Below are 17339 nucleotides of genomic sequence, written 5' to 3'. Positions count from 1 at the left end.
CGGTCACGAACCGGCGCCGCCGCTCCGCCGCACGAGGCGGCGAAGACTGAAGGGACAGCCGCACAGCCATGGCCAAGATCAAGGTCGAAAACCCCGTAGTCGAGCTCGACGGCGACGAGATGACCCGGATCATCTGGTCCTTCATCAAGGACCGTCTGATCCTGCCCTACCTCGACGTCGACCTGAAGTACTACGACCTGGGCATCGAGGAGCGCGACCGCACCGACGACCAGATCACCGTCGACGCGGCCAACGCCATCAAGGAGCACGGCGTCGGCGTCAAGTGCGCCACCATCACGCCGGACGAGGCCCGGGTCGAGGAGTTCGGCCTCAAGAAGATGTGGCGGTCGCCCAACGGCACCATCCGCAACATCCTCGGTGGCGTCGTCTTCCGCGAGCCCATCATCTGTGAGAACGTGCCGCGGCTGGTGCCGGGCTGGACCAAGCCGGTCATCATCGGCCGTCACGCCCACGGCGACCAGTACAAGGCCACCGACTTCAAGGTCCCCGGCCCCGGCACGGTCACCATGACCTACACCCCGGCCGACGGCAGCCAGCCGGTCGAGTTCGACGTCGCCGAGTTCCCCGAGGCGGGCGGCGTCGCCATGGGCATGTACAACTACCGCAAGTCCATCGAGGACTTCGCCCGGGCCAGCCTCAACTACGGCCTGGACCGGAACTACCCGGTCTACATGTCGACCAAGAACACCATCCTCAAGGCCTACGACGGCATGTTCAAGGACGTGTTCGAGGAGATCTTCGAGGCCGAGTTCAAGGAGAAGTTCGCCGCCGCGGGCCTCACCTACGAGCACCGTCTCATCGACGACATGGTCGCCGCCGCGCTCAAGTGGGAGGGCGGCTACGTCTGGGCCTGCAAGAACTACGACGGTGACGTCCAGTCCGACACCGTCGCGCAGGGCTTCGGCTCCCTGGGCCTGATGACCTCCGTGCTGCGCACCGCCGACGGCCGCACCGTCGAGGCCGAGGCCGCCCACGGCACCGTGACCCGTCACTACCGCCAGCACCAGCAGGGCAAGCCCACCTCGACCAACCCGATCGCCTCCATCTTCGCGTGGACCCGCGGTCTGGAGCACCGGGGCAAGCTGGACAACACCCCGAAGGTGATCGAGTTCGCGAACACCCTCGAGGACGTCGTCATCAAGACCGTCGAGGGCGGCCAGATGACCAAGGACCTGGCGCTGCTGGTCGGCTCCGAGCAGGAGTGGCTGACCACCGAGCAGTTCCTCGCCGCTCTGGACGAGAACCTGAGCAAGCGTCTCGCCTAGGTCCCACCACGGTCGTCGTGAGCCGACGACCCGAGTGAGACACCGGTCACGCCCGGGTGTCCCCGTGAGGGGGCGCCCGGGCGTCGTCGTTCCCGGATCTCAGCGGGTGAGACGCGCGGAACGCCGTGTTCGCGGGGGTTCGCGACCGCGGAAGTGGCGGACTTCCTCGGCGTGTTTCCCGTGTTCGGGCGACACGGAGGTCCTCGAGGTGGGAGGATGACGGTGTCGGCGTGGGACTCATGGTGCCAATGCGACGTAGGACACGTGGATCCGATTCGCGCCTTTCATGAACTTTGACTTATTGTGGAGGCACGCCGGTGAGAACCGGCAGGCCAGGGCGGCCTCGCGGCCCCTGAGCCACCATGACCGACGTGCCGGCCGTGCGCCCGCTGGGGGGTAGGCGCGCACAGTACGGAACGTCATGAAGAAGGGCCCGTCACCTCGGTGACGGGCCCTTCGTCCTTTCCGGGCGGACCTCCGCCCGCCCGGAGGGGGATCAATCCTGCATGGCCTCCTCGGGGATGGGCTCGCCCTCGCGCATCGCGTCGAACATCATCTCCGACCTGGCCTGGTCCCACAGCACGACCGAGCCCACGCCGTCCAGGGTGGGGGTCTCACCGACCGGAACCGCGGTCGTCTGCGTGCCGCCGCGCATCGCCATCAGCATGCTCGCCAGATGCCGCAGCTTGTCGCCCTCGTCGACCATGAAGGTGTCGGTGCCCGCCGTCACCAGCGGCACCGCGCGGAAGGGGTTGAACATGGTGGAGGGGGCACTGGCCTTCTGGATCAGCGCCGAGAAGAACTCGCGCTGACGCTGGATCCGGTCCAGGTCGGCCCGGGGGGTGGCTCGTGTACGGACGTAGCCCAGCGCGGTGCCGCCGTCCATCTCCTGACAGCCCGCCTCGATGTCGAGACCGGCCTTGGGGTCCTCCATGGGCTCCTCGGGGCACATCTCCACGCCGCCGACCGCGTCGACCAGGTCGACGAAGCCGCCCATGCCGATCTCCACGTAGTGGTCGATCCGCACGCCCGAGGCGCGCTCGAACGCCTCCACCAGGGGAGCGGGGCCGCCACAGATCTCCTCGCCCTCCTCGTCGGTGCCGCACACCGAGTCCGCGAAGGCCGTGTTGATCTTGTTGTCGGCGTACCCGGGGATGGGCATCGGCACATAGGAGTCGCGCGGCACGCTGACGATGGTGGGGTCACCGTCGCGGGGCATGTACAGGACCATGATCGTGTCGGTGCGACGTCCCTCGGCGCGACCGGTGGACAGTTCACGGATCTGGTCGTCGTCCAGCCCGTCACGACTGTCGGAGCCCACGATCATGTAGGTGGTGCCGCGGGCCCGGTCGGGACGGCCGTCGTAGTCCTGGAGCGCGTCCACGCGCTCCAGACGGGAGTTCGCCCACAGGTAGAACGAGGTCGGCGCGACCAAGAGCACCACCAACAGGATGATCGCGGTGGTGCGGAACCGTCGTTTGCGCTGCTCCCTGGCCCTGCGCTTGATCCCGCGCCCGTCGTACTCGCGTCCCTCGGCGTGGGTACGACGCCGGGGCGGCCGGTGCGGGGGGACCCGGTCCGCCGGGGGGAGGCGGCGGGTCTCTCCCACCACGCGCTGCTCGGACTCACGGGAGCGGTAGAGCCTCTCGAACTCGTCCGGCTTTCCCGGGTCGCCGGCGCGCCGGAACACGCCGCCTCTGTCGTGCTCGCCGGTCGAGCCGGGATCGTCCCGGTGTCGTCGGTCAGCCATGGGTCTTCGCCTATCTGCTCGGCGCCGTATGCCGCTCGGTGTGTCCTTTGTCCCTTGTGATCGCTGACAGGGTAGTCCGGTTCGAATCGTTCGCCGCCGGCGGCCGTCGGCGAGCGAACCGGGACCCGGGAGGGTCGGGGGATCAGTCCACTCTGCGAGCGCCCTCGGAAGGCAGTGCGACCCGTACCCGCGGTTCGGGGCGACCCCGGACGCGGAAGGCCTCACGGATACCCGAGACGACGTTCTCCACCCGTTCGGACGGCACCAGGGCGTAGGAGGTTCCGGCCCAACCCGACATTCGGGCGCCGCGCGCGCCCGAACGCGCGGCCGACTCCACCGCGGTCTCCACCGCCGGCAGCGGCAGGTCGAACCGGCGCAGGGACAGGTGCGAGGCGGACAGGATCGGTCCGACCTCCCCGAACCGTCCCTCGCGCAGCAGGCCGACCGCGGCGTTGAGCCGATGGGTCTCGGTGACCGCGAACTCCACACGGTCGCGCAGGGCCGGGTTCTGGATCCGGCGCAGCGCGGCGGGGAGGTCCTGAACGGCGCGCAGCGGACCCAACGCCTCCTGGGCGCGGGCCAGTTCGGCGGCCCGGATCGGTCGGAGGTCCCGCCGGGGGAGCGCGCCGGTGTCCACCACCACCAGCCGCAGGTCGGAGCCCTCCAGATCGAAGGGGAACAGTGCGGTGCGGCCACCCCGCCTGTTCACCCGCACCAGATGGCCGGAGCGGGCCTCCAGGCCGACCTTCAGCGCCACGGGAAGCCCGTCGGGCGGTGTGGTCCCGGCCAGGTCGGACAGGGCCAGGGCCACGGCGGCGCCCACCGCGACGGAGTGGCCGAGGGAGGAGTGTTCGGGCAGGTCGGAGCCGAGGACCACCCGCACGCCGTGATCGGCCTTCAGCAGGCCCGCGTCGCGCGCGGACGCCACCACCGACGCCACCTCGCGTACGGCCCGGTGCCGCTCGCTCAGCGGGCCGTTGACCGTCGCCACCCGGACCCCGGGGTCCTCGGCGGTGCCGACGGCGGCCGTCACGCCCCACGGAAGACAGACGTACAGGGCGGGCCCCTCGGAGGCGGCCGTGTGCTCGCCCATCAGCGCCAGACGCCCGGGGGCGTGCCACAGACCGGAAGGGGGCGTACCGAACCAGCGGATGAACCCCGCGGTCAGGGCGGAGGGACCGGGGGAGGCCTCCGGCCACACTCCCACGGGGCGCGCGTGTCCCGCCCCCAGCACCGCCCGCAGCCGTGCCCCGGTGACGCCCATGTTCAGCCCTCCGCCGTCGGTCTCTCGCCACTCTTCAGTCTGCCGTGGGTTCGGGAGTGTCCGGGCGTGGGGTTTTCTCCGGAGCGCACCGACGGGTCTAGGTTGATCCCGAACTGTGGCTTCCGGCGCCTCCACCGGTACACGGCCTCCCACCTCGCCGCGGGGGCGTGGGAGGTCGGGGAGCCGAACCGACACAGCCTGGAGGAACATGCCCACGATCCTGGAGCGGGCCAAGGGGACGGCCGCGCGCTACCGGCACCTGGTGATGGACGGCCACTGGGAGCTGCGGCGGCGCCACGCGTGGGCGGATCACCTGGTGCGGGCGTACGGTCGCTATTCCGACCGGGGCGGCAGTCAGCTGGCGGGGGCGGTCACCTATTTCGCGTTCCTGTCCTTCTTCCCCCTGTTGGCGTTGGCCTTCGCCGTGGTCGGCTATCTGGCGTCGCTCCAGGTGGAGCTCTCCACGTACCTGGAGAAGGCACTGGACGACGTCCTTCCCGGGCTGTCCCAACAGTTGCCGATGGACCAGATCGCCGAGGCGCGTGTGGGCGCCGGGGTGATCGGCGCCCTGGGCCTCCTCTACGCGGGTCTGAACTCGATCTGGTCGCTGCGGGAGGCCCTGCACACGATCTGGTTGCGCAAGCCCGGCCAGGGGCCGAACTTCCTGGTGCGCAAGCTGCTCGACCTGGTGGTCATGCTGGGGCTCGGGGCGGCGCTGGTGTTCACGGTGGCCTTCACCGGTTTCGCGCAGAGCTCCACGATGTTCGTGCTCTCACTGGTCGGGTTGGACGGCTCCCTGCCGGCCGGCCTGGCGTTGCGCGCTCTGGGCCTGATCATCGCGATCGGTGTGAACATGTGCCTGTTCGTGCTGATCTTCTCCCTGCTCTCGGGGGAGGGGAGGCCGACGCCGGTGATGTGGCGGGGCGCGCTGTTGGGCGCGGTCGCGTTCGAGGTGCTCAAGAACCTGGCGACGACGTTGCTGGCGAGCACGCTGGGCAACCCGATCTACGCCTCCTTCGCGGTCCTGGTCGGGCTGTTGGTCTGGATCAACCTGGTGATGCGCGTGGTCATGTTCAGCGCCGCCTGGACGGCGACGGGCCTGACGCTTCCGCCGCCCTACACGGGTTCGCTGCCGTTGCCGGAGGAGAGCGGGGTGGACTGGCGGCGTCCGATCACGGTGCTACGGCCTTCGGAGCGGGATCTGGCCGAACGACGATGGGCCCAGAAGACCCTCGCCCTGTTGTTGTCGCTGGTGGCGGCGGTGATCGCGGCCCTGGGTGCCGCTTCCGCACTCGGTCGCGAGGCCTTCCGGCGGGATTAGGGGAAATTGCCGGAGGGGCAATTCCTTCGTTTATTGGGTGTCTCCTCCGTATGCGCGACGTGTACGGCGGGTAGTCCTCTCCTGTCCCGGTTGACCGGTTCTCCGGGGCTTACCGTGCTGCGCCGACCGAACGGTCGTCCACACCTTGCGGAGGGCAGATGGGAATCGCATTCAAGTCGTCCGAGCGCGCGACGTTAGGAGTCGAGTGGGAACTCCAACTCGTCGATCGGAACAGCCGTCACCTGCGGCAGGAGGCGGCACAACTCCTCGCGGATCTCCCGGACCTGAGTGGCGACGCGGCGGTCCCCCCGCTGCGCCACGAACTGATGCAGTCCCAGGTCGAGGTGGTGACGGGGATCTGCGAGACGGTGGACGAGGCCAAGCGCGATCTCGAACGCAGCGTCACTCGGATGCGGGAGGTGCTCGAACCTCGGGGAACCGTCCTGACCTGCACGGGGACCCATCCGATCGACCACTGGCGGGATCAGACCCTCAGCCCCGGCGAGCGCTACGGGGAACTGGTAGAGCAGATGCAGTGGCTCGCCCGACGAATCCTGACCTGCGGGGTCCACGTCCACGTCGGAGTGCGGGATCGGGAGAAGGCCATTCCGATCGTGAACGCGCTCGCGAAGTATATACCTCATTTTCTTGCTTTGAGTGCTTCGTCCCCTTTTTGGAGCGGTCATGACACCGGTCTCGCCTCCGCGCGGTCCATTGTCTTCGGCGCCCTCCCCACCTCCGGCCCACCTCCGAACCTGTCCGGGTGGCCCGCTTTCGAGGAATACCTCGAAACCCTTCTGAAGGCGGGTACCATCGCCTCTATCAAGGAAGTGTGGTGGGACGTCCGTCCGCACCCTGATTTCGGCACCATCGAGATCCGGATGTTCGACGGGATTCCCACCTTGCGCGAGGTGGGAATGGCCGCCGCTCTCTCCCAGAGCCTGGTGGAGCTGTTCGATCACCAGCTCGACCGCGGGTACAGCTTGCCCAGCCCGCCGTCCTGGGTGGTGAAGGACAACAAGTGGCGGGCCACCCGCTACGGACTCGACGCTCGTGTCATCACGGATTCGCACGGCACCACCGTTCCGATCCGTGACGATCTCTACGAGTTGGTCCGCGAGCTGACACCGGTCGCCGCCCGCCTGGGCTGCGCGGAGGACCTGGACCTGATCTCCGAGATCCTGGACAAGGGCGCCTCCTACGAACGCCAACGGGCGGTCGTGGCCCAGGGAGGCTCGCTCCAGGACGTCGTGGACATGCTCTCCGCCGAGTTCGTCGGGGACCTCACCCGCGCCACGGTCGGCGTCGGCGACGGAGCCGGTGTGCGATAACGACGCGAAGTTTATAGAGGGGACCCTCCAATGCGGGGACATGACCTGCCGGAACAGTTGACCGCTTTTCTGGCGCGGCATGAACGGGAGCTCACGGGCTTCCGCCGGGACCTGCACATGCACCCGGAGCTCGCCTTCGCCGAGCACCGCACCACCGGCCGGCTGGCCGAGCGTCTGCGCGCGGTCGGACTCGAACCCCGGGTGCTCCCCCAGGGCACGGGTCTGATCTGTGACGTGGGCGAGGGTCCGGGTCCCCTGGTCGCCCTGCGCGCCGACATCGACGCGCTCCCCCTCACCGACGAGAAGGACGTCCCCTACCGTTCGACCGTCCCGGGCGCGGCGCACGCCTGCGGACACGACGTGCACACCACGGTCCTGCTGGCGACGGGGATGTTCCTCGCCCGGCAGGCCCGTGAGGGTGCGCTCCCCGGCCGGGTCCGGCTGCTGTTCCAGCCGGCCGAGGAGCTTCCGGGCGGCGCGGTGGAGGTGATCAACGCCGGCGGCATGGAGGATGTGGAACGCGTCTTCGCACTGCACTGCGATCCCCGACTGATGGTCGGCAGGGTGGGGCTGCGCACCGGTGGGATCACCGCCGCCTGCGACCAGATCATGGTCCGTCTGTCCGGGCCCGGCGGGCACACGGCCCGCCCCCACCTGACCTCCGACCTGGTCTACGCGCTGGGCAAGATCGTGACCGAACTGCCCGCCGCGCTCTCCCGCCGGGTCGACCCCAGGGCCGGCTTCAGCCTGGTCTGGGGGAGGATCAGCGCCGGTTCGGCCCCCAACGTCATCCCCGACGACGCGGTGGCCGAGGGCACCGTGCGCTGCCTGGACGACGAGGTCTGGCACCGGGCCCCCGACATCCTCAAGGGGATGGTGGAGTCGGTCGTCGGAGCCTACGGAGCCGAGGCCGAGGTGACCTACCGTCGTGGTGTTCCCCCGACCATCAACGAGGCGACCAGCGTCGACATCATGCGCGACGCGGTCACCCTCGCCCTGGGCGCCGACGCGGTCTCGCCCACCCCGCAGAGCCTGGGCGGCGAGGACTTCGCCTGGTACCTGGAGCACGCGCCCGGCGCGCTGGCCCGGCTGGGCACGCACTCCCCGGACTGGGACGGGCCCATGCTCGACCTGCACCGGGGCACCTTCGACGTGGACGAGAGGGCGATCGGTGTGGGGACCCGCTTCATGGTGACCACCGCCCTGACCGCCCTGTGGGACATCTCCCGCCAGGGGGAGACCACGGATCGTGAGGCGATGGCCTGACCGGCCCCCTCCACGACCCGACAGGCGCCTCCATCGGTTTCCCGGTGCCCTCGTTGCGCCGTGTCGGGGCCGCTCATGCGCCGATGGCATCCTGAGTGGATGAACCAGCCACTCACTGTCGAACAGATCCGGCGAGCGCCCAAGGTGCTCCTCCACGACCACCTCGACGGCGGTCTCCGCCCGTCCACGGTCGTCGAACTGGCCCGAGAGGTGGGCTACACCGGCCTGCCCACCTATGACCCGGAGGAACTGGGTCGTTGGTTCCGGGACGCCTCCGACTCCGGTTCCCTGGAGCGCTACCTGGAGACCTTCGCCCACACCACGGCGGTCATGCAGACCCGTGAGGCCCTGGTCAGGGTGGCCGCCGAAGCGGCGGAGGACCTGGCCGCCGACGGTGTGGTCTACGCCGAACAGCGTTACGCGCCCGAGCAGCACCTGGAGGGCGGACTCACCCTGGAGGAGGTCGTCGAGGCCGTCCAGGAGGGGCTCGAGCTGGGGGAGAAGCGGGCCGCCGACGCCGGTCGGAGCATCCGTACCGGACAGCTCGTGACGGCGATGCGTCACGCGGCGCGCTCCTCCGAGATCGCCGAGCTGGCGGTGCGCTACCGCGACGCCGGGGTGTCCGGCTTCGACATCGCGGGCGCCGAGGCGGGCAACCCGCCCACCCGTCACCTGGACGCCTTCGAGTACCTGAGGCGGGAGAACTTCCACTTCACCATCCACGCCGGTGAGGCGTTCGGTCTGCCCTCCATCTGGGAGGCCCTTCAGTGGTGCGGCTGCGACCGTCTGGGGCACGGTGTGCGCATCATCGACGACATCACCACCGACGGGAACGGCGCGCCCGAGCTGGGCCGTCTCGCCCAGTACGTGCGCGACAAGCGCGTGCCCCTGGAGATGTGCCCCAGCTCCAACGTGCAGACCGGGGCCGCGGAGTCCATCGCCGAGCACCCGATCTCCCTCCTGCGCGAACTGCGCTTCCGGGTCACGGTCAACACCGACAATCGGCTTCAGAGCGGGGTGAGCCTGTCCGAGGAGTTCGCCAAGTTGAGCGAGGCCTTCGGCTACGACTGGGACGACCTCCAGTGGTTCACGGTCAACGCGATGAAGTCGGCCTTCCTGCCCTTCGACGAGCGTCTCGCGCTGATCAACGGGATCATCAAGCCCGGGTTCGCGCAGCTGAAGTGGGCGACGAGCTGATGACCGCCGATGACAGAGGGGGGTCCGCCCGGGGGACCACCCACGCCTCGACCTCCTCCCGGGTGATGGCGGTCGCGTGGATCGTCATCGCGGTCCTGTTGCTGCTGGACCTGGTGCTGCGCGGGACGGATCGCACCGCCTGGATCGCCGGGTCGGTGCTGGTCCTGAGCGTCGCCGCCGTGTACCTGGCCTGGCTGCGTCCCCGCGTGATCTCCACTCCGCGCGGCATCCGGATGGTCAACCCCCTGCGCGAGACCTTCGTGCCGTGGGCCGCCGTGGTGTGGGTGGACGTGGTGGACGTGGTGCGGGTGCACACCCCGCAGGGGACCTTCCGTTCCTGGCCGCTGAGGGAGACCAAGCGGGCCAAGGTCCGGGAGAACCTGCGTCGGGACTCCGGATACGTGGACCCCGACGACAACGACGATCCGACTACGATGCGTCCGATGGAGCTGGTCGCACGTGAGCTGAGGCGGGACGCCGAGCGGTACAAGACGCGTCCGCTGAGCGGTCCGATCAAGGAGATCGACGAGGCGGGTCCGGCCGCGCCGGGTGCCGAGGAGCGGCCCCAGACGATGGTGCCGTTGGAGGTCATCGTCGTCTCCGTGGCGGCCGTGGTGCAGCTCGTCGCGGTGCTGCTGCTGACCTGAGCCTCCTCCTCGAGGGTTCTCCCCCCCTCTCGGACCCGGCCCCGTGAACACGGGTGACCGGGTCCTTCTCGTTTCCGAGCCGGGGTTGACGCGCACCCCGGGCTTCTGGTTAGGTTAGGCATGCCTAAGGGAGAGTGTTCCGGGTGGGCGGGCTTCGCGCGGATGGCCACCCACCCGGATCCCTCTCGAAGGCACGCGCGCGGTTCAACCGAATAACGGGAAGAAAAGGTGTCGTACGTCGCGAGTCCAACGGGATCTGCGGGGATTCCGCGTGACGGGCGCACCGGGGAAAGCACCGCCCTCGATCGGAACCACGGTCGGTACCGTCCATCCCAAGGCCTCGGGATGTACGCTCGCCACGCCGGTACCGGCCACGTCGTTCCGGTCGAGGGTGCCCCATCCTTCCGACACAGGTGAGGGCCCGGTGGACACCGGGCCTTCGTCGCGTCCTCGTGGTCTCAGGCGTCGCCGAGCACCCGTTGGATCAGTTCTCCGAGCTCACGGGAGCGTCGAGTGACGACCTCCAGTGCCCGCTCCTTCCGGAACGGCTCGATCATCGCCCCCAACGCGTCGTTGCTCACGATCGCCAACCCCAGGACCTCGGCCCCCATCTCCACGGCGGCGATGGTCTCCAGGGCGATCGATCGACCGACCACGTCCGCCCCCGCCTGTCGGAGCAGCTGGAGTTCGGCCGGGGTCTGCAACTGGGGGCCCGAGGTCGTCACGTACACACCCTCGGCGAGCGCGCCGTCCACCTGCCGGGTGATCTCCCGTAGGCGCGGACTGTAGGCCTCGCTCAGATCCACGAAGTCGGCCCCCGCCAGGGGCGAGGCGGCGGTGAGGTTGACGTGGTCGCGCAACAGCACCGGCTGTCCAGGGGAGAAGTCGGCGCGCAGAGAGCCCGCGGAGCCCGTGAGCACGGCGGTGCGGGCGCCCGCGGCGATCCCGGTGCGGACGGCGTGCACGGCCGCCATGGGGCCGTGTCCCTCATAGAGGTGCACGCGGCCCATGAAGACGACCACGCGTTTGTCGCCGACCCACATGCTGCGGATACGACCGCTGTGTCCTTCGGCCGTGGGCTGTACGAAGCCGGGCAGGTCGACCGCGTCGAACTCGATGTCGTCCGTGCCCAGGGTGTCCGCCGCGGCCTCCCAGCCGGAGCCGAGCACCACGAGGGCGTCGAAACTGTCGGCGCCCGCGCGGGTCAGCAGCTCCTTGGCCGCCTCCTCCGCCAGCGTCCTGGCCTCACGGGTGCTTCGGGGTGGCTGCTCTGATTCACTCACAATTCGGATGCTACCTCTGTGTCATCACATGACTCCGCAACGCAACGCTCTTGTGTGCTTCCCTCCCCATTGCCGGCGATCCGTTCTCCGGGCGGGGGTGCCTTGCGGATTCCGATGGTCGGGATGGTCGACAATGGAGGCAAGCGAGAAAATCAGGTGGTGCCCAGCCATGCCCACGGTCACCCCGGACCGGGAACGGGCGGGCCGCATCGCCCCGCAGAGGGAGTGAAGCAGCGTGACGAAGGTCGTGATCATCGGTGGCGGACCCGGGGGCTATGAGGCGGCTCTGGTCGCCGCACAGCTCGGCGCGGACGTGACGGTGGTGGAGCGCGACGGTATCGGCGGTTCCTGCGTCCTCACCGACTGCGTTCCCTCCAAGAGCCTCATCGCCACCTCCACCCGGACCACCTACGTACGTGAGTCCGCGGAACTGGGCATCCACATCCCCGAGGCCGAGGCCGAGGGCTGCGTTCCGGCCGTCGAGGTCGACATCCACCAGGTGAACGGTCGGATCAAACGCCTGGCCCGTGCCCAGTCCGACGACACCCGGGCCCGTCTGATCAAGGAGGGCGTCGAAGTCGTCAGCGGCGAGGCCCGCCTGGTCGACCCGCACATCGTCGCCGTCGGCGAACGCCGTGTCCACGCCGACGTGGTCCTCCTGGCCACGGGAGCCCACCCCCGTGAGCTGCCCACCGCCAAGCCCGACGGAGAGCGCATCCTCACCTGGCGCCACCTCTACGACCTGGAGGAGCTCCCGGAGCGGCTCATCGTGGTCGGCTCGGGCGTCACCGGCGCCGAGTTCGCCAGCGCCTACCAGGCCCTGGGCTCGGACGTCACCCTGGTGTCCTCCCGCAAGCTGGTCATGCCCACGCAGGACTCCGACGCGGCCGAGGTGCTGGAGGACGTCTTCGCCCGCCGCGGCATGACCGTGCTCAGCCAGACCCGCGCCGAGTCGGTCGTGCGCACCGAGGACGGCGTCCGCGTCACCCTCTCCGACGGGCGCACGGTCGACGGAAGCCACTGTCTGATGACCGTCGGCATGATCCCCAACACGGACGGGCTGGGTCTGGAAGAGGCCGGCGTCCGCCTCGGAGACGGGGGATTCGTCGAGGTCGACCGGGTCTCCCGGACGACCGTCCCCGGCGTCTACGCCGCCGGCGACTGCACCGGCGTGAACATGCTCGCCTCCGTGGCCGCCATGCAGGGCCGCATCGCGATGTGGCACGCCCTGGGCGAGGCCGTGGCCCCGCTCCAGCTCTCCACCGTCGCCTCCACGGTGTTCACCCACCCCGAGCTGGCCGCGGTCGGCGTCAGCGAGGACGACATCCGGAGCGGCCGTGTGGACGGTCGGGTCGTCACCCTTCCGCTCAACACCAACCCGCGCGCCAAGATGAACGAGGTCCGGGACGGCTTCGTCAAGCTCATCTGCCGTCAGCACACCGGCATCGTCCTGGGCGGCGTCATCGTCGGCCCGCGCGCCAGCGAACTCATCCTCGGCGTCTCGATCGCCGTCCAGCAGCGACTGACCGTCGACGACCTCGCGCACACCTTCTCGGTGTACCCGTCGCTGTCGGGCAGCGTCACCGAGGCCGCCCGTTCCCTCATGCTGGCCTCGCCGGAGTAGACGGAGCCCGGTCACGGGTGCCGGAACCACCCGCCGTGTGGATCAGTGCAGGGCACACGGCGGGTTTCGGGCCGGCGCTTACCCCGCCTTGACGGTCGAGGTCTTACTTTTTCGTCGTGATCTGTCCGAAATGCCAGAGCCCGATGCGTACCTTCGACCGTCAGGGCGTCCACATCGACCGTTGCGACGGCTGCCAGGGGATCTTCCTCGACCGAGGCGAGCTGGAGCGTATCGTCAGCGCCGAACAGCGCCACTACGGCATGGCGCCCACCGACCCCCACATGCCCCCGCCCGCGGACCCCTACGCCCCTCAGGGCGGCCGCCGCCCCTACCCGGACTCCCCGCGCGGCTACCGCGGGTACGGCGACTCCCCCCGCCCCTACCGCGGGTACGACGATTCCCCTCGCCCCTACCGCCGTCGGCGCAAGGGCTTCCTGGAACAACTCTTCGACTGATCCGATCGTGCACCCTCTGATCTGCGCGCACTGTGGAGAATGGGACCCCGAACCCGACACCGGGGCCGGGGCCCGGCTGCTGCGCTGCTCCTTCTGCGGACTGACCCGGCCCTTCCTGCGGCTGCCACTGCTGTGCGTGACCGGACCCAGTGGGACCGGGAAGTCCACGGTGGCGCGAGCCCTCCTGGAAGGGCTCCGGGAACGGTGCGTCGTGCTCGAACAGGACCTGCTCTGGGTGGGCGGTCTGCGCGACCCGGCCGACGACCACCGCCTCTTCCGCTCCACGTGGTTGCGCACCGCGGCCATGGTGCAGCAGAGCGGGCGTCCCGTCGTGCTCTGCGGGACGGTGGTCCCTCCGGAATTGGAACATCTGCCCGAGAGGGCCCTGTTCGACGGGGTCCACTACCTGGCGCTCACCTGCGAGCCGGAGGTCCTCGCGGAACGGCTGCGGGCCCGCCCGGCCTGGCGGGGCTGGGACGAGGAGCGGATCATCGAGACCCTGGAGTACCAGGACTGGCTGCTGGCCGAGGCCGACCGGCTCCATCCGCCCGTGTCCCTGTTGGAGACCACGGGACGGCCCCTCTCCGAGACCGCCGAGGCCGTGCTCCGCTGGGTCGACGCACGCCTGTCGGGGCCCTCCGGCGAGGGCCGACCCCGGACACGGGAGAGGGCCCCGGGAGATCCCGAGGCCCTCCACGTGGACACGGCCTAGAAGTCGAAGCCGCCGAAGTCCCCGAAGTCGCCTCCGCCGTCGAAATCGCCGCCGTCGAAGTCACCACCGGCGTCCTCGGCCCCGGCGCCCATCATCCCGGCACCCATCATCGACCCCATCATGGAGCCCATCATCATGCCGGTGAACATGCCCATCATCATGTTCATGCCGAAGTAGCCTCCCGCGTAGGGGGAGTAGGCGGGGCCGGCGTCGTAGTAGGGACGACGCTCACCGTCGACCTCGACCATGCGCACGTCGGGCTGACCGCCGGTGCGCACCGCCTGGGCGCACACCGCGCACGCGGTGACCGATCGGGGAGAACCGCCGGGCGGGGCCCAGGTGACGTCCTCGGACGAGGGGCCGTGCTGCGGGTTGAAGAAACAGGGGCCGCGCCGCGCGGGCACCGGCTCGCCGTTCATCCGGGCCCGGGTGGCGGTCATGTAGTATCGACCGTCTTCCAGGGCGCTGGTCACCTGCTTGACCTCTTCCGGCTCCCGGATGGTGTCCAGCAGCGACTTGGCCTGGTCGTAGGAGTCCATGGCCCGGGAGTAGTCGCTCCGGGTCGCGTCGTCCACCTTGGACAGGTCGATCTCCAGCCGGGCGACGTCCTCGCCGAGGCGCACGACGTCCTCGGTGGCCATCTGCCGGATCTCCTCCATCTGCTTGGCCTTCTCGGCCTCGCGCCTCTTGCGGCTGTTGTAGACGTACCAGCCGCCCGCGGCCGCGATCAGCACCAGGATCGCCAGCAGGACCAGGCCCGAACCGCCGCCGCCCGAGGGGGCCTCGTTCTGGGTCTGCGTGGTCTCGACCGCCTGCGGCAGCGCGGCGAGGGTGTCGATCGGGTTGCCGCCCTCGTTGAGCGCGGTCTCCCTGATGATCGCCGTGTCGTCCAGGTCGGGGGAGGTGACGTAGAAGTGGTCGCTTCCACCCAGGACACCGTAGGCCCCGTCGCCGACCTCGGACATGACGGGTGCCATGAGCGTGTTGATCCCGGCCTCGGAAGTGGCGACCTCCCCGGGCAGGATCACGTAGTAGACGGGGGTGTCGGCTCCCGAGGCCGCGGCCTCCAGAGCCCCCTCGTCGGCGGTGGAGATCTGGTCGATGGAGGGGTCGATGAAGACCCCGTCGTTCTCCAGCTCCTCGACGATCTCCTGCGTGGTGGGTGCCTCGACGGTGTCGGCTGCGGCGGGGGCCGCGACGGCGCCCATCGCCATCACGAGCCCGGCGGTCAGCACTGTGGGTGTTACCAAGCGGCGCAACATGTCGTTCCTCTCGCCTCCCTTGTCCACAGGACGAACGGGAGGGCCGGACAGTTCCCGCCGGCCCGGACACGGAACCCCTTGTGGCCGACCTCTCCCACCTCCGGAACGACGAGGACCCGCCGGGGGATCTCCCGGCGGGCCCTCATCGGTGGCGAGGAAACGGTCAGCTCTTGGAGGCCGTTCCCACGGTGACGCGTTCGCCCTCGGGGGCGTTCTCCTCGGCGTCCTCGGTGGCGGCCTCGGCGGCCGCCTCCTCGGCGCTCAGGGTGCCCGGCTCGTCCACCGGGACGAAGCCGCTCGGGCCGCGACGGGCGTTGAAGCGGACCAGGTCGAGGATGCCCTCGCGCTTGGCGACGATCGCCGGGACCAGCGCCTGACCGGCGACGTTCACGGCGGTACGGCCCATGTCCAGGATCGGGTCGACGGCCAGCAGCAGGCCCACACCCTCCAGGGGCAGACCGACCGTGGACAGGGTCAGGGTCAACATGACGATGGCGCCGGTGGTACCCGCGGTGGCGGCCGAACCGATGACCGACACGAAGACGATCAGCAGGTAGTCGGTGATCGACAGGTCGATGTTGAAGAACTGGGCGACGAAGATCGCCGAGATCGCCGGGTAGATCGCGGCGCAGCCGTCCATCTTGGTGGTCGCGCCGAAGGGCACCGCGAACGCGGAGTAGTAGCGCGGCACGCCCAGGTTCTGCTCGGTGACCCGCTGGGTGACCGGCATCGTGCCCATCGACGAGCGGGAGACGAAGCCGAGCTGGAGCGCGGGCCACACACCGGAGAAGTACTTCGCCGGGGACAGGCCGTTGGCGAAGGAGAGGATCGGGTAGACGACGAACAGCACCAGCGCCAGGCCGATGTAGATCGTGAGCGTGAACTTGCCGAGGGAGCCGATGGTGTCCCAGCCGTAGCTGTAGACGGCGTTGCCCAGCAGACCCACGGTGCCGATCGGGGCCAGACGGATGACCCACCAGAGGGCCTTGAGCACGACCTGAAGGGTCGACTCGGTGAACTTGATGAACGGCTCGGCCGGCTTGCCGACCTTGACGGCGGCGATGCCCAGGACGATCGCGATGACGATCAGCTGGAGGGCGTTGAAGCTGAGCGAGGTGGTCAGGGAGCCGTCGTCGCCCGCGTAGGTGTCGGCGGCCAGGCCCAGGAAGTTGGCCGGGACGATGCTCTCGATGAAGGCCAGCCAGGAGCCGTGGCTGGAGGGCTCGGCGACGGTCGCGGCGTCCACGGCGCTGTTGACCCCGGGACGGACGCCCAGACCCAGGGCGACGCCGATGCCCACCGCGATCAGGGCGGTGATGGCGAACCAGAGCAGGGTCTTCCAGGCCAGACGCGCGGCGTTGGTGACGTTGCGCAGGTTGGCGATGGACGAGATGACGGCCAGGACGATCAGCGGCGGAACGATCGCGCGCAGCAGGGTGACGAAGGTGCTGCCGATGGTCTGGAGGGTGACGGCCAGCCAGTTCGGCTCACCGTCGCCGACCGGACCGATCTGTAGGGCGACGAAACCCAGGAGGAGTCCAAGGAAGAGACCGAGGACGACCTGGACGCCGAAGGAGGGCAGTGGGATACGCCGTTTCGGCTTGACCTCTGCGGTCTGTGCGGACACGAAAGTGACTCCAAGCGTGTGAGGGCCGGAGTTCGGGCACGCGTCGACGATCGGCGGAACGCGAGGGTTCTCCGGCTGGGGGAAAGATGAGTCGGCGCCACCGGAAAGAGGGGTGACGCGGGGACCAAGGGCAGGGCGTGGCGGCGCGCGGCCCGTTACGGGCGGCGCGTGGACCTAGCTACACGCTTGACTGGCGAAGCGGCACAGGTCGATGTGCCACCTTCGTGTCAGTCCCCAAATGTTCGTCACGATGCAAGACGATAACCCGATTTGCCCGGCTTTTCCATACACAGCCGATCGGCTATCTTCCCGGG

The 17339-nt window shown here is 69.5% G+C and carries 14 protein-coding genes; 9 read left to right on the top strand and 5 right to left on the bottom strand.

Features of this window, described 5'->3' with window-relative positions; all coding sequences use genetic code 11:
• Nucleotides 1-68 precede the first annotated feature (68 nt).
• Nucleotides 69-1286, top strand: coding sequence for an NADP-dependent isocitrate dehydrogenase (locus tag TR33_RS12295; protein WP_014908604.1), 1218 nt, complete (start codon nt 69-71; stop codon nt 1284-1286).
• A 496-nt stretch (nt 1287-1782) separates the two neighbouring features.
• Here the strand turns inward: TR33_RS12295 and TR33_RS12290 are convergent, their stop codons facing one another.
• Both TR33_RS12290 and TR33_RS12285 read right to left on the bottom strand, forming a co-directional pair.
• Nucleotides 1783-3036, bottom strand: a complete 1254-nt coding sequence (locus TR33_RS12290; RefSeq protein WP_014910162.1) for an LCP family protein — start codon at nt 3034-3036, stop codon at nt 1783-1785.
• 142 nt (nt 3037-3178) lie between these two features.
• Nucleotides 3179-4300 carry a galactokinase family protein gene (locus TR33_RS12285; protein ID WP_042283192.1) on the bottom strand — a complete coding sequence of 374 codons (1122 nt, stop codon included), beginning with the start codon at nt 4298-4300 and terminating at the stop codon, nt 3179-3181.
• Nucleotides 4301-4508: 208 nt separating this feature from the next.
• Between TR33_RS12285 and TR33_RS12280 the strand changes: the two genes are divergently transcribed.
• From TR33_RS12280 to TR33_RS12260, 5 genes are all read left to right on the top strand, one after another.
• Nucleotides 4509-5621 carry a YihY/virulence factor BrkB family protein gene (locus TR33_RS12280; RefSeq protein WP_042283190.1) on the top strand — a complete coding sequence of 371 codons (1113 nt, stop codon included), beginning with the start codon at nt 4509-4511 and terminating at the stop codon, nt 5619-5621.
• 158 nt (nt 5622-5779) lie between these two features.
• Complete coding sequence (locus tag TR33_RS12275; RefSeq protein ID WP_017533404.1) at nt 5780-6952, top strand: glutamate--cysteine ligase; 1173 nt, start codon at nt 5780-5782, stop codon at nt 6950-6952.
• Between the two features lie 30 nt (nt 6953-6982).
• Nucleotides 6983-8218: a M20 family metallopeptidase gene (locus tag TR33_RS12270; protein ID WP_042283187.1), complete on the top strand. Its 1236-nt coding sequence runs from the start codon at nt 6983-6985 to the stop codon at nt 8216-8218.
• A 99-nt stretch (nt 8219-8317) separates the two neighbouring features.
• Nucleotides 8318-9415, top strand: coding sequence for an adenosine deaminase (locus TR33_RS12265; protein ID WP_042283185.1), 1098 nt, complete (start codon nt 8318-8320; stop codon nt 9413-9415).
• Nucleotides 9415-10062 (top strand): PH domain-containing protein, encoded by a 648-nt coding sequence (locus tag TR33_RS12260; protein ID WP_042283242.1) that lies wholly within the window; start codon nt 9415-9417, stop codon nt 10060-10062. The genes TR33_RS12265 and TR33_RS12260 overlap by 1 nt, the downstream gene beginning before the upstream one ends.
• Nucleotides 10063-10520: 458 nt before the next feature.
• On the opposite strand, the gene TR33_RS12255 is transcribed toward TR33_RS12260, so the two are convergent.
• Complete coding sequence (locus TR33_RS12255; protein WP_017533407.1) at nt 10521-11345, bottom strand: purine-nucleoside phosphorylase; 825 nt, start codon at nt 11343-11345, stop codon at nt 10521-10523.
• 235 nt (nt 11346-11580) lie between these two features.
• On the opposite strand from TR33_RS12255, the gene TR33_RS12250 reads away from it, so the two are divergent.
• From TR33_RS12250 to TR33_RS12240, 3 genes are all read left to right on the top strand, one after another.
• Nucleotides 11581-12969, top strand: a complete 1389-nt coding sequence (locus tag TR33_RS12250) for an NAD(P)H-quinone dehydrogenase (protein WP_042283182.1) — start codon at nt 11581-11583, stop codon at nt 12967-12969.
• A 143-nt stretch (nt 12970-13112) separates the two neighbouring features.
• Nucleotides 13113-13424 (top strand): TFIIB-type zinc ribbon-containing protein, encoded by a 312-nt coding sequence (locus TR33_RS12245; protein ID WP_014909029.1) that lies wholly within the window; start codon nt 13113-13115, stop codon nt 13422-13424.
• A gap of 7 nt (nt 13425-13431) precedes the next feature.
• Nucleotides 13432-14136, top strand: a complete 705-nt coding sequence (locus TR33_RS12240) for an AAA family ATPase (protein ID WP_014912215.1) — start codon at nt 13432-13434, stop codon at nt 14134-14136.
• Here TR33_RS12240 and TR33_RS12235 read toward each other — a convergent pair.
• Nucleotides 14133-15371, bottom strand: coding sequence for a hypothetical protein (locus TR33_RS12235; RefSeq protein WP_017533409.1), 1239 nt, complete (start codon nt 15369-15371; stop codon nt 14133-14135). The two genes, TR33_RS12240 and TR33_RS12235, sit on opposite strands and share 4 nt — an antisense overlap.
• 190 nt (nt 15372-15561) lie before the next feature.
• The gene (locus TR33_RS12230; RefSeq protein ID WP_014909129.1) at nt 15562-17025 is read right to left on the bottom strand and encodes a dicarboxylate/amino acid:cation symporter; all 1464 of its coding nucleotides are present in this window, start codon (nt 17023-17025) and stop codon (nt 15562-15564) included.
• Between the last annotated feature and the right edge of the window lie 314 nt (nt 17026-17339).

This window comes from Nocardiopsis alba (genome assembly GCF_000710955.1).
GTDB classification, from domain to species: domain Bacteria; phylum Actinomycetota; class Actinomycetes; order Streptosporangiales; family Streptosporangiaceae; genus Nocardiopsis; species Nocardiopsis alba.
The sequence above is the reverse complement of the archived record's forward strand: the minus strand, read 5'-3'. Positions and strand labels throughout refer to the sequence as shown.

Excerpts from the sequence above, each read along its gene's own strand:
- TR33_RS12295 (WP_014908604.1), top strand. The coding sequence starts at position 69 with ATGGCCAAGATCAAGGTCGAAAACCCCGTAGTCGAGCTCGACGGCGAC.
- TR33_RS12290 (WP_014910162.1), bottom strand. The coding sequence starts at position 3,036 with ATGGCTGACCGACGACACCGGGACGATCCCGGCTCGACCGGCGAGCAC.
- TR33_RS12285 (WP_042283192.1), bottom strand. The coding sequence starts at position 4,300 with ATGGGCGTCACCGGGGCACGGCTGCGGGCGGTGCTGGGGGCGGGACAC.
- TR33_RS12280 (WP_042283190.1), top strand. The coding sequence starts at position 4,509 with ATGCCCACGATCCTGGAGCGGGCCAAGGGGACGGCCGCGCGCTACCGG.
- TR33_RS12275 (WP_017533404.1), top strand. The coding sequence starts at position 5,780 with ATGGGAATCGCATTCAAGTCGTCCGAGCGCGCGACGTTAGGAGTCGAG.
- TR33_RS12270 (WP_042283187.1), top strand. The coding sequence starts at position 6,983 with ATGCGGGGACATGACCTGCCGGAACAGTTGACCGCTTTTCTGGCGCGG.
- TR33_RS12265 (WP_042283185.1), top strand. The coding sequence starts at position 8,318 with ATGAACCAGCCACTCACTGTCGAACAGATCCGGCGAGCGCCCAAGGTG.
- TR33_RS12260 (WP_042283242.1), top strand. The coding sequence starts at position 9,415 with ATGACCGCCGATGACAGAGGGGGGTCCGCCCGGGGGACCACCCACGCC.
- TR33_RS12245 (WP_014909029.1), top strand. The coding sequence starts at position 13,113 with ATGCGTACCTTCGACCGTCAGGGCGTCCACATCGACCGTTGCGACGGC.